The following is a 16,806-nucleotide window of genomic DNA, read 5'->3' on the forward strand; positions in this document are numbered from 1 at the left end:
CCATAGGCCGGACACTCCACAGGCCGCACACTGTCCCGCAAGCCAATGCTCGGCGGCTGGCGGGACCACGTCCCTATGCCATGAGCGCAGAAACCGCTTCAGCCTTCACCAGCTCCCGGGGCTGATTGAGGTGGTTGTAGACGATGGTCTCCGGGGCGATCCCAAACGCCTGATAAATCGTCGCCAGGAGTTCGGCGGGATGTACGGGGGCCTCAACAGGGGCCGAGGCCGTCTGATCACTCTTGCCGTGAACATATCCTCGTTTGGTTCCGGCCCCTGCCATCAGTGCGGTATAGCAGTAAGGCCAGTGATCGCGGCCATCGTCGCTGTTTCCGTTCCCGGACGTACTCACCCCTCGCTGCGGGCTGCGGCCGAACTCACCAATCGCGACCAGCAGAGTCTCCTCGAGCAGACCCCGGTCATCGAGGTCAGTGATCAGTGCGGACAGCCCCTGATCAAACATCGGAGCCGCCTGGGTCTTCATCCGCTTCGACAGATTCACATGCACATCCCAGGAGTGGTTGTCGCTGTTGGCGACCTTGGGCCAGACCACTTCCACGACGCGGGTTCCCGCCTCAACCAGCCGACGTGACAACAGCAGGCTTTGCCCAAACGTATTGCGACCATAGCGATCGCGCACCTCGTTGGATTCCTGTTCGATGGCGAATGCATCGCGGGCGCGACCCGAGGAGATCAACGCCAAGGCCTGATCGTAGTATTCATCCAGCTTGTAGTCCTTGACCGCCCGGTCAATCTCGGGCATTCCGGCGTTGATCACGTCCAGCAGCTTGGCGCGACGCTGCATCCGGTCTCCGTAGATATCGGCCCGCATTTCCAGATCCGAGACGTTGACCTGATCCATCTTCCGCATGTTGAGGTCGTCTCCGGGGGGATAGAGCGTGTACGGATCAAACGCCTTGCCGAGGAACCCGGCGGTCCCCCCCTTCCCGACCACGCCACTCTCCTGCAGGGGGCGGGGCAACATCACGAACGGCAGCATCGCCACCTTCGGGGGCTTCAGACGGATAATATTGGAACCGAAATTCGGGAAGTCTTTGGGACTGGGGGGTTCCAGCTGTCCGGAGGGGCTCACCTTGTCGGTCGTGTAACCCGTCATGATCTGATAGATCGCGGCGGTATGGTTGAACAGGCCGTTGGGTGTGTAACTCATCGAGCGGATAAGCGTCGTCCGGTCGATCACCTGCGCCAGATTCGGCAGCAGCTCGGTGAACTGGATCCCGGGCAGCACGGTCGAAATCGGCTTGAAGACCGAACGGACGTTATCCGGAACGTTCTCCTTCGGATCCCACAGGTCGATGTGACTGGGCCCCCCCTGCAGGTAAACCAGAATCACGCTCTTCGCCTTGCCCCAGCTGCCGCTCGTGGCGACCGACGACTCCGCCTGCACCGACTGCAGCTTCAGCAGAGTCCCCAGTGAGGCTCCCAGCATGCCGCTCCCTCCCACTCGGAGGATGTCGCGGCGGGTGACTCCCAGATGGTTGTCGCACAAGTCTTTACCGGGCTGACCGGGAACACGAATTATCATCGATTGACCCTCGATTGAATGACTTCAGCAGTGAAGGGAGTACGGCAGACCCTGGCTCTCTATCAGTGGTTGAAGAGGAACGCCGGACTGTTGATCAATGCCCATGCCAGATCCTGCGCTGTCGTCAGCCGCAGCTGCTTGAGCTGCGATTCGCTTAATGTGACGGCCCGCTTCAGCCGGGCCAGCTGCGGATCCTCCGGCAGCGGCTGGCGTCGCAGTTCGACAACTTTTTCCAGCTCCGCCAGCTGCCCATCGGGCTCCAGCGGTTTCTCTGCCACCTGCAACGCGGCAAGCAGTTCCTGCAGCTTTGCGTCCTGCGATTTCACGTAGTCCGTCAGAATCTGCTTCTGCACATCGCTCTTCTTCTCGGGCGAAACAGCCAGCGCCGCGGCAACGTCCGCAGGCAGACCTTTATTAACGGGAGCATCATCACTCGTGAACGAAACTCGGAACTTGCCCAGATTATGTGCCCGCTCCTTATAGTTGTGAGCCAGCACCACCTGGAGCTTTTCGCCTTTCTTCAGCATCAGCGGCTCGACCAGGTCGAACGTCGCATAATGACTCTCGCCAGCCTTCTTCCAGAGGGACCAGCCGCGAAGCTCATCGGAAAACGATTGGTCAATCGCGGCACTCACCGGAAAGTTCTTGCCACTGTAACTGGCCTGTGCGTTTGTCAGCGGGACGTTGACCGGCTCCGCCCCCTCTCCCGAAATCCGGTAGAGGGCGATCTCCGTCAACACAAACTGTCCATTTTCGCTCCGCCCCGGCCCCCCCATCGGCAGCGAGGGATCGGTCAGCACATCCAACTTCAGCCCCGTGACGCGTTTGACTCCGCTCGCTCCCATCAGCCTAAATTCGGTCGAGTTGGAAATTTCACCCGCTGAGAAAGTCAGATCTTTCCCCTGCACAAGTTTTCCACCGCCCGTCGACTCGACGGAAGCAAATTTCTGCGCGGTCCAGGCTGTCTGCCCCGAGCTGTTTTCCTTTTCCCAGTCAGCCTGCCCTGCGGCCAGCTGCGCCAGTCGTTCATCGACCGGCTTCTGTGCGGCGGCGATCCGATCGATCCGCTCCTTTTCGAGCGCTTCCCGTGCAGGACGGATCTCTTCAGCCCGGGCCTGATACTCCTGCTCCGCCTTTTTGAGAGCCTCTTCCCACGCCGCCTGTTTGTTGGCAGCTGTCGGTGCGATCTGCTGTTCGTAATCCTTCAACGTGATGACGAGGTGTTCATGCTGTTGCTGCAGCTGTTGCATCATTTCCAGCGTCGCCTGCACTTCTGCCGCGCGGGCGGGCCGGTTCAGGATGCGCAGGAAGATCTCATTCACCATCCTTGCGTCGTCCTGATTTTCCTGAACGATCTGCTCCAGAGCATTCCCCGGCTGCGAGATCGCCTGACTGACGGTGGCTCCGTTCATCAGAGCCATGACGGGGCCCAGTTGCAGTTCGCTCGATCGTTCGCATTCGCAGGCGGATTCCCGCACCGGACGACCGAGATTCGCCAGGAATCCATCTTCGAGAGCAATCGCCACATCCGGCAGCGCCGCAGCGCGGGTTCCCGCCGGCACTCCGGGAATCTTCATCTTCGCCCCGGTCACTGTGTACACCGAATCATAAAGGACTTCGGCGGGCAGTCGTTTGGGAAGAGCATGCGAATAGTTGAGGTGGTCGTCTGCGTTCCATTCGTTGGTCGCCACATCCAGCTGATAGACACGGCTCTTGCAGATCACTTCCATCAGCTTCCGGACATTGAACCCGGATTGCACGAACTCTTCATTCAGCCAGTCGAGAAGTTCGGGATTCGAAGCCGGATTTCCCGCCCGCACGTCGTCGAGCGGTTCAATCAGTCCGACGCCGAGCAGGTAGCCCCAGACCCGGTTCACGTACGTCCGGCTGAAATAGTCGTTCTCGGCCGAAGTCAACCAGGCCGCCAGTTGCTCACGGCGGGTCGCATCGCTGTTCACCGGAAGGTCACGATCAAAGGGGACGCGAGGCGGGGTCACCTGACCAGTGCGGTCATGCTTGATCTCCCCATCGGTCTTGTCGAAGACCACTTCCCAGAGCGGCTTGGCCCCTTCAACAGCTGTTCCGCCGATGGTGTCCTTCATCGAAATCGTGGGATCCCGCTCGAGTCCCACCTGAGCGAAGTACGCCGCCGTTTCGTAGTACTGATCCTGAGTCCAGCGTTCGAAAGGATGGTCGTGACATTTGTTGCAGTTGAAGCGAATGCCGAGGAACAGCTGCGTCGTGTTTTCCATGATCGCATCCGGCTCACGCAGAATCTTGAAATAGGAAGCTGCCGGGTGAGCTTTGTTCGATCCCGTGGCGGTGATAATCGAGCGGCAGAACGCGTCATACGGGGTGTTTTCGGCAACGTTTTTACGGATCCAGCTCCGGAATTCTGCGGCCCCCTGCTTCCCGAGGAATTTGCTGTTCACCAGAAGCAGGTCGGCCCACTTGTTGGTCCAGAACTCCACAAAGGCTTCGGAGCCGATCAGCGAATCGATCAGTTCATCACGTTTCACCCGGGTCGGCCGGGGATCGGCTGCGAACGCCAGCACCTGTGCAGGGGAGGGAGGAAGTCCAGTCAGATCGAGAGTGACTCGACGGATAAAATCATAATCGCTGCAGAGACCGGAAGGGGCGATCTTCATCCGCTCCCATTTCGCGGCAACGAGTTCGTCGATCTCACCCCAGGTTTCTGGGGGAGTCCAGACGAACGCACCACGATCCCCCATGGCGGTCAGTGTTGTCGCGGCATAATTCCCTTCATAACGGGCCAGAATGGGAGCCTCGCCCCGACGGATTGCCGTGACGACACCGGCGCGATTCACTTCGGCCACTTCCGTATTGCCGCTGTCGAGAAAGGCCTCACCGGTCACATCCCGTGAGTCCCCATTGGTGTAATGGGCAATCACCCGCAATTGTTGCCGGGCCCCCGGCGTCTGCACGACCGGGTTATGGGGTTGAATCTCAATGGAAGCAACCCTTTCCACTTCCAAATCGAGGCGGGCTCCTTCCGCCACCCAGCGACGGAGCACTTCATAATAGGCTTCGCCCGGGACAACGAGCTGTCCACCGACGTGAGGGACGACCCCGCTCGCTTTCATCAGGATCAGGCTGTTTTCCGGAGCCGCGACATTCGTGCGGCGCGACTTCAGGTCGTCCGTGAACGAGCGGAGGTCCATCAGGGGATCGTAGCCGCGCAACGACAACTTGAAGCCGTTCTTGCCATCCTTCGCGCCGTGGCAGGTCCCCTGGTTGCAACCAACCCGGGTCAGGACCGGATTCACATCCCGGACGAAATTCAGTTCTTGGGGCTGATCCACCGACTTCACCACCACCGGCACCTGCACGCGGAGATCTTTCCATTGCACCTCAATCGAACCGCTTCCATCCGCCCGTGGGGCGAGCCGCCCCAACGGAGAAATCTGATAACTCTCAGAAGCAGACTTCAGTTCTACAATGCGGGTCAGATCGATTCGTTCTCCGGTTTCGAGCACGCCGGTCACCAGCAGCTGGACCGCGTCAAACGGACCATTCAACTCGACCTGAGTCGGCTGAACCTCCAGCGCTGTGACGTTTGCTCCCCCAGGCAGCTGCTCTTCGCCGCTCAGCTTTTCCTGCGACGAATGCCACTTCGTGACCGGCCGATTCGCAGCGGCCAGTTGTTCCGTCTGCAGGTCGACCACCGGGAATTCTGCCGTCACTTCGCCGTCGGCGGGCTGGACGATCCGCACCTTCCCATCGGCACCGGCCACAGCAATCTGCTTCCCGTCCGGATGATAGGCCAGGGTGTAGACCGGAGAGGGAATTTCGGTGCGGGTCAGCTGTTTGACATCACTGGTCACGTATTCAGCCAGCTGCTTACGCGTGGCATCGGTTTGTTTGGCAGCCGGAACCTGGACGATCTTGGCGATCTCGTCCGGCATCTTCGAGTCAAACTCGGCGGCATAGGTCACAACTTCCCCCCGGCCATCCAGGCTCGATCCGCAGGCAATCAACTTGCCGTCGGGGGAATAGGCCACGCTGTAGATGCGTCCGCTCATGGAAGGGAACTGACGCATGAGGTTGGCGTCATCGCCAATCACCCGCTTCGTAATCCGCTCCATCCGATAAATACGAGGGACGCCGTCCGAGCCGCCGACCAGGATTTCATCCTTGGCAGGATGCCGGACGACGGCGGAAAGCCCCCCCTTGAGTGCACCGGGAGTGATCGAAGTCACGTTGTCGATAAACCGCTGCGTCGGGACATGGTACAGCTTGGTGGACATGTCGCGGCCGATGGAGACCAGCATCGAGCCATCCAGCGAGAAGACCGTATCGAGGGCCCAGTCATCGGGGGCACTGTTGTAGAACACCTGCTCGCCGGTCTTGGAATCGAACGCGCGAACGGCGGTGTCACTGCATCCGACCGCCACGAGTTTTCCATCGGGAGACCAGCTGGCACCATAGATCGTGTCGTACACCACCGGAATCGACAGTTCGAGTTCCTGCTTCTCGACATTCCAGATCTGTAATTCCCCTTGTCGGCTGGGCAGCCCCCCCGCGACCGCGAGACGCTTGCCATCGGGCGAAAATGCGACCGATTCAATCCGTTCCGACAGGCCAACCAGTCGACCGAGCAACTTCTCACCATCGGCTGACCGGAGAATCACTTCATGAAAACCGGCGATCGCCAGAACTGTCCCGTCAGGTGAATAGGCCAGGGAGGTGACAATTGGCAGCCGGGAATAGACGGGCGGGTGAGCTTGATCGATGACAGGAGTCGTCGCTGCGGGGGAATCATCAATGGCCCCCTGCTCGATCCAGCTCCGGATCAGCGCAACTTCGCTCTCGGCCAGCGGCTTCCCTCCCTTCGGCATTTGCGCAGTGCCGTTTTCCGGAGTAATCTGTTCCAACAGATAGCTTTCGGACGGCTTGCCGGGGACAACACCGGGGGTTCCACTCTCACCCGCCCGGATCAGATCCTGGTAGGTCAGGGTGACGAAGTCCCCCCCTCGTTTGGCCGGTTGATGACACCCCTGGCAGTGGGCCTGCAGGAGAGGTCGAATCTGCTTGTGAAAACTGACGCCTGCCGGCGCCGGCTCAGCGGCTAGAGCACTGCAGGCGGTCATGACGAGAGCCCATGAAGCTGCGATTCGACCCAATTTCATGTCGTTCACCCTGCTCGCGCGCATCCCAGATTCCAAAGCATCTTGACTTGCTGATCGGCTGGCTCTCGTCACACGCTGTCGTGCCTGTCATCAAGCAAACGCCGGACTTCAAGAACCCAGGACGGAGCCACCCTTACTGACAGCCCAGTCACGCTCCAACGGAAGTCCTTCGCCAGACGAGTCTGCGATCAATCCTGTCGTATTACATCCCCTGGCCCGATCCACCACAACTCACACCACCGAATATATAGAAAAAATATCTCATGCCTTGTCGTCAGCACTGATCCATCGCCGTCACCGTGCCGTGAACGATGCAGAGATCCCGCCACCCCGGACTGGCCACGTCTGCACGAAGCCCTCAGGTTTCATATCGGCCACTACCACTCAGGGCGCCACTCCCGACTGCCGAGAAAGCTCCCGATAATACGTCTCCACCCGCTGCTGATACTTCTCCGGAACGGGATCGCGATCGACAGGCACCAGCTGCTGCTGCGGATTGCGTCTCGCAAGTTCTTCTGCGATCCGACTTTCCAACTCCAGCATCGGTCCGTAAATCGATGTTCGTACCAGTTCCCAGTTGGGGGCCTGCGAGTGCCGTCTGACATCGACACGGACCTCCCGCGCCCGGTCCCGGATCTGTGCCGCACGATTCCTCAACTCCGGTGTCGGGAGCATCTCCTCGACATCACGCAGCCGATCCGAGAATTCCTGAAATTCATCTCCCGTCAAAGGAGCACGCGGTCCGGTCCGATTCCCCTCCGATTCGGGACCACCCCCACCCCCCCCTTCGCCGGACGGATTCCGCATCGCTTCCGACAACGACCGTGGACCACCGCGACGATTTCCACCCGCTGCCGGCGGCGTGCCTGCAGAGGGCGCCCCCTGTGATCCGGCCTGAAGAGGAGAATCCCCTTCCCGATTTCCTTCTCCGGACGGACGCCCCTCTCCCCTTTCGCCCCGTTCCCCAGACGGGGAAGAAGGCGAATTGGAGGGTGAATTCCCCTGCGTTGACCCGCCACGCGACTCGGGACTTTGCCCGGATTGTTCCTGCTCTCCCCCCTGCTGTCCGTCAGAGGGGGACTTCCCGTCCGACGTCTCCCCTTCAGTGACTGCCGGGGAGCCTTGTTGCCGGGAGGGTTGGCCTGACTGCTGCCGGGATTGGCCTCTCTCTGCGGAGTCACCCGCAGCCGGGCTGCGGTTCTGCGACGGGTCACCGTCTGGCGTTTCCCGGGAGGAACCGGACCGCTCACCCGGTTGGCCACCCTGCCCCCCTTCAGTTGGATTCCGGTCATCTCGCCGGTCCCCGGCATCCCGGTGATCACCGGTCCGTCCGGAGCCGGCCGAGGGTTCCCGGTTACCTGCTGGCGACTGCTGCGGATCCCCCCCCTTCTCGGCGAGTTCCCGACGAACCGAGTCGATCAGTTCATTCAGGTCAGCCTGAGCCTGCTGCAATCCGGCCTGTTCATCCCCCAGAATGCCGCGAGCCGCGTCTTCCACACCCGCCTGCAGCTTTTCAATTCCCTGCCTGACCTGTTCTTCCAGCTTGATCGCATCCCCCTGCAAGCCGTAACGGGACATCTGGGCTGCATTCTCCAGCGATTCTTCCGGCTGATACTTCTGCAGTTCTCTCAAGGTGTCATACAGCTTGCGGGACAGGAGGGGTTCACTGGTTTCCGACCGCTGCACCAGCTCGCGCGCGGAGTCCAGTGTCTCCCCCAACCGCTTGCGCTGTGAGAGAAACTCCCGGACGAGTTGATCCCGGTTCTGAGTGGCCGATTCCTCGGGCCGCAGCGTCGGTTGAGTTGCGGGTTGAGACTGTTTGCCTTGCCGGAGCGATTCTCCCAGTTTCTGTTGGGCTTCTGCCAGATCCCGAACCTGCTGACGGAGCTCGCGCACGTTCTCGTCGAAATCTCCAGCACTCTGCTTCCGAAAATCTTCCTGCAGGTTGCGGAGATCCCGCTCCGCACGGGTCCCTTCGGTTAAAGCACGGGACGTTTGCCCTTCCTTCAGAGCTTCGGAGGCCCGCATGACCCGTTCGCGGGTTTCATCGACCTGCTCTCGTGCATCGGCGAGATCTTGCCGCTTCTCCATGTTCTGCATCCGCTGCTGTAGATCTTCCACATTTCGCAGCATCTCCTGTTGTTCCGCCTGCAGACGCTTCAGCTGCCGTTCGACTTCTTCGCGAGCGGCAGCCGACTCCGCATTCCGCATCGCGGTCTCGAGTTCGCGAATCCGGTTGTTCAGGTCTTCCTGCCGCCGGGCCAGTTCCTTGAGCTGATCCAGGATTGCCAGTGACTCATTCTGCGCAGCGGAACGCTGCCCTCGCGCCTGCCGTTCGGTTTCGTAGCGATTGCGATCGTTTGCCAGCTGCAGCGCTTCCAGCTGCTTATCCAGTTTCGATTGGCCGCCTGCGGAGTTACCCTGTCGCCCCTGCGAGCGGACCACCGATTTCTCGCGCGCCTTCAGCTGCAACAGCCAACGAAATGCGTCCTGAGCCGAAACCCGGGCCTGTTCCAGTTCAGGCAGGGAGTCGTCCTGATGGGCCTTTTCGAATTGCCCGGCAGCCGCTTCCATGGACGTGACAGCCTTGGTCAAAAACTGCTTCATCAGCGGATCTTCGAGTTCCGTCTGCCCGGCCAGATCCCGCACCTGCACCTGAGAATCCGCCAGCAATCGAGTCTGAGGGAGGAACTGCGGCGATTTCCGGCTCAGCGACTCACGGATCGTGTTCCAGCTTCCGCTGACAACGTCTCGTTGCAATTCCAGCAGGCGCTGCGACGTGTTCTGCGGTTGCTGTTCCTGTTCTTGCTGTGCCTGCGATTGCTGATCTTCCCCCTGGCGATAGATTTGATCGAACGGACGAACCTCCGCGAAGTACATCGGGCTGATCGTTCTGCGCGGCTGGCCATCCGGGCCGAGATCGTCTGCAAAAAAGTAATAGGAGACGAGGTCGTGCACTTGCAGGTTCAACGATTCCAGTGCGAGGAGATGCTCGGCGCTCGCCTTCTGGTCCGGCTGTGTCGACTGCTCAAACTCGATGGTGGTCGGGGGAGCGTGACCGCCCGGCAAGGCAGCGGAATCCGACTCGGCCGAAACGGGGGCGCCGGCGAGTGTCGTCTCCACGACCAGCCCCATCCGCGTTAAACCGAAATCGTCCGAGGCGGTTGCCTTGAGCAGGACCTCCTGGAGCGAAGTCACTTCCAGATCCCGTGCCGGAAACGAGATTTTGAGATCGGGAGGGAGATTGGGAATCACCTGAATCCGGAACTCGGCTGGTTCCCGTCCGGTGCGTCCCGCATCGTCTACCAATTCGAGGCGAAACTGATACATCCCGGGCTCAGGCGGTAACCAATGATAGTGGGCCGATGGCTGGGCCTGATCAGTCGGCTGCAACTCAGAGCTGACCCCGTGATTGTCCACCAGTCGGGCAGATCGGACCGGCTTGTTGAGCAACAGCTTCAGATCGAGCTGCGTCCCTTCCAGCAGAGTCAGCTGGCGGACATCTTCCAATAATTTCTTTTCGAGCCGGGTATATTCGGGATACGTGAGTTCCGCATTGGCCTGCAACAGCTCCGGGAACTCGAACGTCTTGACGGTATAGTCCTCCGATCGGACCCCGTCGTACTCGATGTGATACTTCAGATCCGTTGTGACCGCAGCGATGCGTCCACCGAAGAGCGGATCGGCCAGACTCTGCTGCAATGGCTGTCGCAGTTCATTGCCGTCGGGATCTGTGGCCACGAGGTCGACCTGCCCCGGAGGAGTGCCATTGAAGCGGGCGAGTACCAGCAAACTGGTTCCGCGTTCGAGTTCGACATTCCCCGGCTCGACGGTCATGGTCCATGCGGCATCGCCTGCCTCGGTCGACTGCTGATCAGCGATCGGCGTCTTGGAAGAGAGACTGAAGAGCGGTCCCGAGGCGGCCAGCAAACAGGCGGCCACAGCCAGCCATCGCAGGATAGAAAATCGCTGTAACCGGTCCTGTGGAAGGCTGCCCGCCCAGTTCTGACGGCTGAACTGGTCGAGCACGTCGTCGACCAGTTCACACTCGAGAAAAGAATAGGTGTGCGGTGTGGAGTTGGATGTCGCCCGAATCGCTGTGAGAAGGCGGGCGTCCAGCTCCGGAAAGCGGCGTTCGACAAGCAGAGCGGCTGCCTGTCGATCGGAAGGACGTGGGCGACCAGCGATCCGCCCAACCACCCAGCCAGCGCAAACCACCCCAACCAGCAGAAGTGTCAGCCAGATTCCAGAGAGAAATGGAAAAGCGATCAATCCAACCACCACAGCCAAACCGCTGGTGGCCAGCGCCTGGGCCCGGAGTTGCCGTTCGAGCCGGACCTGGCTTTCCACCTGGCTCAACTTCCGAATCAGCCGAACATCTGCCATGAAACTCTCCCGAGGTCATGATCTCAAGGCGCCCGAAACGATCATACCTTCCCGCTGAAGCGTTAGCACCCGCAATAAAATCACAGTCGGCAATTTTCGCCAAGCTGAAGGGAGCCGGGGTTTTCCGCATCGGGGAGTCACGCAGGCTGAAGCGTACCGGAAGACTTTGACGGATGTGACATGGCGGGGTCTGCTGTTTGCCGTCCGGAATAGGGAAAGAAAGCTTTCTGCTCAAGTTTCCCCTGTGGACGCGGTAGGATCGATTGCCGCAATGAAGCCGCAAGGGCCGGCAAACGGGGAGACGCCCAAATCCCCACGGCATTTCGTTTGCAGATCGCAACCCGCTTTGGCAGCATGGAAAGGCGTGTGTTCGGATCAGGAGGATTCGAGGGATTCAGCGACGACTGAGAATAAAACTGAGAAGAACACTGGGAGGATTGCTGTCATGAGACATTGTCTGAGGGGAGTGGTGACCTTTGTGGTTGCACTCGCCACAGGTGGGGCAATTGCGCAGGCCGGCTGGTACGGCGGCGCCGGTTACAATTGCTGTCCTACGGCGAGTTGTGCACCGACATCTTGCTATACCGCGTGTAAAGTGGAACGCCAGACGTGCTACCGCACGGTCTATGATCAGGTCTGTGAACCGGTGCAGGAAACCTGTTACCGCACCGTGTACGACACAACCTATGAAGATGTGCAGCAGACCTGCTACCGCAATGTGGTCGAGCAGGCCTGCCGCGAAGAACAGTATCAGGTCAGCCGCCCGGTGGTCGAAACCGGCTACACCGAGCAGCAATACACCGTGCAGCGTCCGGTGTACGAAACCTCGTACGTCGAGCGGCAATATCAGGTTTCCAAACCGGTTTTTGAAACCGTCAATCAGCCGGTCTGCCGGACCGTCTATCGACAGGTGACCGAAACCGTGAACCGTCCCGTGACGCGAACCGTCATGCGGCAGGTTGTGGAAACGGTCAATCAGGAACGCTGCTACACCGTCATGCAGCCGGTCACCACCATGCAGACCGTGCAGCGCGTCGTCCCGCAGTGGGTGAACCAGCCGTACTACGTTCCGGGCCCGGTCGTTCCCCAGGTGGTCTGCGACCCCTGCGGTCGCCGCCGCGTCTGTTACACACAGGCACCGGGTTACACCGCCTGCCGACGGGTGTATTGTCCGCAGGTCGTGGCCTGTCAGGTTCCCTGCACTCGCCTCGTCCCGCAGGTCGTTCGCCAGAACTGCCCGGTTCAGGTCTGCCGCATGGTTCCGGAATGCCAGACGATCAACTGCCCCGTGCAGGTGTGCCGTGTTGTTCCCGAGCAGATCACCGAGCAGATTCCGGTTCGGACCTGCCGCTGGGTCTGTGAAACACAGACCTGCCGGATTCCCGTCCAGACCTGCAAGATGGTCTGTGAACAGCGGACCTGCCGCGTGCCGGTGCAGACCTGCAAAATGGTCACCGAAACCCGGACCCGTAAGGTTCCTTATTGCGTGACCCGTCAGGAGCCCTACACCGTCACCCATCGGGTGGCCAAGTGTACTCCGCGTCAGGAAGCGTACACCGTGACCCGCATGGTGAGCAAAGTTGTTCCCCGTCAGGTCGCCTATGAAGTCTGCCGGATGGTGCCGCAGCAGGAATGCTGCTCATTCAGCCCGTGCGGAACGTGCGGCGCTGCAGGAATTGGCTGTGACTGTGCGAGTGGAAACTGCCCCGGTGGAAACTGTGGCGTGACCCAGACCGACAGCAACGCCAACTACAACAATTACGAAGCTGCCAAGCCGGCTCAGAGCCCGGAAGCTCACGAAGCGAATCCGACTCCGGCCGAACAGGGTGGACCGAACCTCGGCGTTCCTCCCATGCGTCCGACCACGTAATCCGGAATCAGACATCGCCCGGCATCAACCGCCGCGAAGGTGACTGACCAACGCCAGACAGGCTGCCTCTCACACGAGAGTGCAGCCTGTCTGCATTTCATTAATCATGTTCTCGCCCGCTCAAGCGTGGTGCCTCTCACCGGACGCGTGCTGCGCGGGGACGGAAGCGAGCCAACGACACTCGAGCGAATCTCGCTGACGTTTGGCCACCTGGCGGCGGAAAACAAGGCGTTCAACAAAGATATTCCACACAAACGCCGCCACACTTCCCCGGGATCGGGGCTAGCGAAGGGCTCGATTCTCAACGTCGACAGCCGACGTAATCTCCGAAGGCTGCATTTGGCTTCCCGAACTCTTGTCGAGCACGACAGACTCGGTTCCCACAGGCAGCCTGCCAGGGCTCGCTTCTACGACCGGTCGGGCGGGCCGAATCACCATGTGCCAGCGGTCTGCCAGACGGACCACTTCGGGAAGATGTTTCGAATTGATTTCCACGGGAGGCGGAACAGGGATCGCCTGCGCCTGCACGGGAGCCGGCGGCGGTTCCAGTGGTACAGCAGGAACGGAGGGAGACAGGAGTTCCGGCTGACTGGGCAACGCACTCATATCGGCCACCGGAGGACGGCGAAATATTGACTGCAGCTGCTGTTCTTCTTCCAGTTCTTGCACCTGCTCGGACAGGTCCGCAAACCGCCGCAGGGCCGCTTCGGCCTCCGGGACACGCAACGCTTCCACTTCGATCGCCTGTCGCAAAGTCCGCAGCTGAATCACGGCATCCTGGGCTTCTTCAATCTGCTCCCGCTGCAGCCGCAGATCCATCAGAATCTGGGTCACGGATTCGACATCGCCATTCAGACCACGAAACCCTTTCAAGGAAGCATCCACGGTCGAGTCGACCGCCTGAACCTGCTGTTCGACTCCGTCGAGCCGCTTGGCAAGGGGCCGCGCCACAATGATCTGCACGCAACACAGACTGAAGGCGATCCAGGCCAATCGAAACCAGAGGGGATTTCGGGCAGGCTTGTCCGGTGGCGGAGGAGGAGGTGGTGGGACGGGAGGCTGTTGTTCAATCCGCGGCTTCATCGGCAGAACTGTCATCGCGCAGCCTCACAGAAGTCGTTGGCGATTCCGCTGAGCAATCGGCACCGCTTGCACAAAATTGGCCCCGAAGATCTTCTCGCGAACTGCCGCCGGACCTCCCTTTCCCGCGACCTTCTTCACGGAAGTTCGCCGGGGCAGGATGTGCAAACACGCAGCCGCCCGGCCGAACTCCAGATGCGAGTGACCCTCCTTCATCACATCGGCAGATCCTGCCGACCGACTCGAAGATCAAAGCGGCCGGCGGCATACTTTGCCGGTCCCGTGATGCCGTCACAATCGGTCGAATGCTCTGCAGCGACGCGGCCTCTGTGGATCGTCTCTCCCGCGCTAAAGCAGGTTGCGATGTCCGGTGCCCGCGCAACATGCGTTGAGTCTGGTGAGATTTTCGCCTGCGCGTGGCGAGAACAGGTCCGTCAAGTGTCAAAACGCTTTAGAGCCTCACGGCTCCTTCGTCGCGGGAAGTCATGGTATCCACGATCTCTTCCGGATTCTCCGCCAGCGGCAACAGCACGGTGAAGGTCGTCCCGATGCCGAGCTCGCTGTCACAGCGAATAAAGCCCCCATGCGCCGTCACCACCGCCTGACAGATACTCAGTCCCAGCCCCGTCCCCTGAGGGGCATTGTCCCGGTTCCGGGAGCGGTCCGAGCGAAAGAACCGGTCGAACACGTGCGGAACATCTTCAGCCGCGATTCCACAGCCATTATCACGCACTGTCAGTCGTGCGGTCTGCGTCTGTTCATCCCGACAGAGCGTGATCTCCACCTCACCCCCTGCCGAGTTGTACTTCACGGCATTGTCGATCAGATTGTTGACCACCTGCCTCAAGTGGTGTCGGCTGCCGGAGACCTCAACGGTGTCCATCCGTCCGGTTCGGACGCAGATCTCATTCGATTCCGCGACCCCCTGAAACATCTCGACAGCACGCATCACGACTTCAGCCAGAGGGACGACCTCGAGCCGATGCTTCCACTGGTCCGTTTCGGTCTCTGACAACAGCAGCAATTGATTGACCAATGTTTCCAGCGCGGAGGACTGGTCAATCACGTCCGCCAGAATACTTTCGTACTCTTCGCTGCTGCGATCTCCCGTCAGCGCCACTTCGACCGAACTGCGAATCGCCGCTAACGGAGTCCGCAGTTCATGGGCGGCATTCGCCAGAAAATCACGTTTCTGGTCCAGGTAATCGGCGATCCGGTCCAGCAGATGGTTGATGGTGCGGGCCAGCTGATCGAGCTCATCGCCGGTCCCTCGCAAGGTGAGCCGTTCTTCGAGATGGCTGGGACGGAGCCGGGCGGCGGTGCCGATGATCTCTCCCATGGTGTGAGCGGCCTGCCCCGCCAGCCAGTAGCCGGTCAGCGGTGCGATCACAACCAGACAACCGGTGGCAATCATGACCAGCCGATCGAGATGCTGCATGTCGGTATCAAGAAAGTCGAGCCGCGCCCCCACTCTTAGAAAATTGACTCCGTTGAGTGACGTGGGGACCCGCCGTTCCACGACCCGCAAGCCGTCAACGGTATAGGGGCCCGCGTATTGAGGATCGCCCGGACCCAGCTCTTCAGTCGGAGCATTCTGACTGATCCAGACCCGTTCATCCCCCGCCTTGAAGAATTCGACGAACCATCCGTGCTGACGATGCCCCAGCGCTTTGCGGTTGAACTCCGTCTTCAGCGAATCGAACGAATCCGGCCTCGTTTCGGCGACCGCGAGAGTGACTTCCTGCAGGTCTTCCAGCAGAATCTGGTCAATCTCCTGCAGCAGTGCCCAGCGAACCCCCTGCCGCACTCCGATCAGAATGAGCAGAGCGATACACGAGACCACCAGCGCATTCCAGACGGCCAGCCGAAAGCGCAGCGTCTTTGAAATCGGTCGTAACGCTGCCAGTACTGAGCGACCCCAATTGATCACAATCCCGCCTGTCACCCGGGCTGATACTGCGCCCGTCCGTTGGCCTCTGCAACACCGATCAGGCGACCCGCAGCACATAGCCGCGGCCGCGGACGGTCTGCACCAGCTGACCGTCGAAGTCCCGGTCAATCTTCCCGCGCAACCGATTGATATGAACTTCAATCACATTCGTAACACCTTCCCAGTCAGATTCCCAGAGATGCTCGCACAGCATTTTCCGGGTCACCACCTGGCCGGCATTGCGCATCAGAAACTCCAGCAGGCTGAATTCGGTCGGCGTGAGTTCAATTTCACGTCCGTCACGGGTGACGCGACGATTCGACAGATCGAGCGTCAACGGTCCGACAACCAGTTGCTGCGAGTGCGACTTCAGCGACCGGCGGGTGATCGCCCGGAGCCGGGCCATCAGCTCCGGGAGCGCAAACGGCTTCACCAGATAATCGTCAGCCCCCGCCTCCAGTCCGGTCACCCGTTCCTGAACCGAGCCCAGAGCGGTCAGCACCAGCACCGGAGTGTGGTTGCCCCGGCTGCGCATTCGCCGCAGGACATCCATCCCGTTGAGGTCCGGAAGCATCAGATCGAGAATCATGACGTTGTAGCGATGTGAGATTGCCTGCTCGAGTCCCCGAATGCCGCTGCGGACCCAGGTGCAGCGATGCCCGGCATCTTCCAAACCGCGCGCGAGGGCTTTTCCCAGGACCCCATCGTCTTCTATCAGAAGCGAATCCATCACAAAATTTTCGGAGGCAGCGGGTTCTTTGGAATCATGCATGAGGCTGGGCACCGGTTACCTCTTCGACTGAATGTGACGATGTTGTGGACGATGATCTCCATCTGCTGAATT

The 16,806-nt window shown here is 60.3% G+C and carries 7 protein-coding genes; 1 reads left to right on the forward strand and 6 read right to left on the reverse strand.

The features are described from left to right. Positions 1-73 precede the first annotated feature (73 nt). The 3 genes from SH664x_RS17565 to SH664x_RS17575 all read right to left on the reverse strand — a co-directional run bounded on the left by SH664x_RS17565 (position 74) and on the right by SH664x_RS17575 (position 11,082). Positions 74-1,543, reverse strand: a complete 1,470-nt coding sequence (locus SH664x_RS17565; protein ID WP_437207263.1) for a DUF1501 domain-containing protein — start codon at positions 1,541-1,543, stop codon at positions 74-76. A 65-nt stretch (positions 1,544-1,608) separates the two neighbouring features. Further along, a complete protein-coding gene (locus SH664x_RS17570) occupies positions 1,609-6,696 on the reverse strand; it encodes a DUF1549 domain-containing protein (protein ID WP_437203093.1) in 5,088 nt (1,695 codons plus the stop codon). A gap of 384 nt (positions 6,697-7,080) precedes the next feature. Continuing rightward, positions 7,081-11,082 (reverse strand): hypothetical protein, encoded by a 4,002-nt coding sequence (locus SH664x_RS17575; protein ID WP_437203095.1) that lies wholly within the window; start codon positions 11,080-11,082, stop codon positions 7,081-7,083. Positions 11,083-11,527: 445 nt separating this feature from the next. Here SH664x_RS17575 and SH664x_RS17580 point away from each other — a divergent pair, with 445 nt between their 5' ends. Continuing rightward, a complete protein-coding gene (locus SH664x_RS17580; protein WP_437203096.1) occupies positions 11,528-12,952 on the forward strand; it encodes a hypothetical protein in 1,425 nt (474 codons plus the stop codon). Between the two features lie 282 nt (positions 12,953-13,234). On the opposite strand, the gene SH664x_RS17585 is transcribed toward SH664x_RS17580, so the two are convergent. From SH664x_RS17585 to SH664x_RS17595, 3 genes are all read right to left on the reverse strand, one after another. Further along, the gene (locus tag SH664x_RS17585) at positions 13,235-14,050 is read right to left on the reverse strand and encodes a hypothetical protein (RefSeq protein ID WP_437203097.1); all 816 of its coding nucleotides are present in this window, start codon (positions 14,048-14,050) and stop codon (positions 13,235-13,237) included. A 433-nt stretch (positions 14,051-14,483) separates the two neighbouring features. After that, positions 14,484-15,875, reverse strand: coding sequence for a sensor histidine kinase (locus SH664x_RS17590; protein ID WP_437203099.1), 1,392 nt, complete (start codon positions 15,873-15,875; stop codon positions 14,484-14,486). Positions 15,876-16,020: 145 nt separating this feature from the next. Beyond that, entirely contained in the window at positions 16,021-16,692 is a 672-nt protein-coding gene (locus SH664x_RS17595) for a response regulator transcription factor (protein ID WP_437203101.1), read from the reverse strand. Positions 16,693-16,806: the final 114 nt, after the last annotated feature.

This window comes from Planctomicrobium aquicomposti (assembly GCF_051466325.1).
Taxonomy (GTDB): Bacteria; Planctomycetota; Planctomycetia; order Planctomycetales; family Planctomycetaceae; genus Planctomicrobium.

Bases quoted from the DNA above. Each gene is read 5' to 3' on its own strand.
- SH664x_RS17595 (WP_437203101.1), bottom strand. From the start codon at position 16,692: ATGGATTCGCTTCTGATAGAAGACGATGGGGTCCTGGGAAAAGCCCTC.
- SH664x_RS17575 (WP_437203095.1), bottom strand. From the start codon at position 11,082: ATGGCAGATGTTCGGCTGATTCGGAAGTTGAGCCAGGTGGAAAGCCAG.
- SH664x_RS17570 (WP_437203093.1), bottom strand. From the start codon at position 6,696: ATGAAATTGGGTCGAATCGCAGCTTCATGGGCTCTCGTCATGACCGCC.
- SH664x_RS17585 (WP_437203097.1), bottom strand. From the start codon at position 14,050: ATGACAGTTCTGCCGATGAAGCCGCGGATTGAACAACAGCCTCCCGTC.
- SH664x_RS17580 (WP_437203096.1), top strand. From the start codon at position 11,528: ATGAGACATTGTCTGAGGGGAGTGGTGACCTTTGTGGTTGCACTCGCC.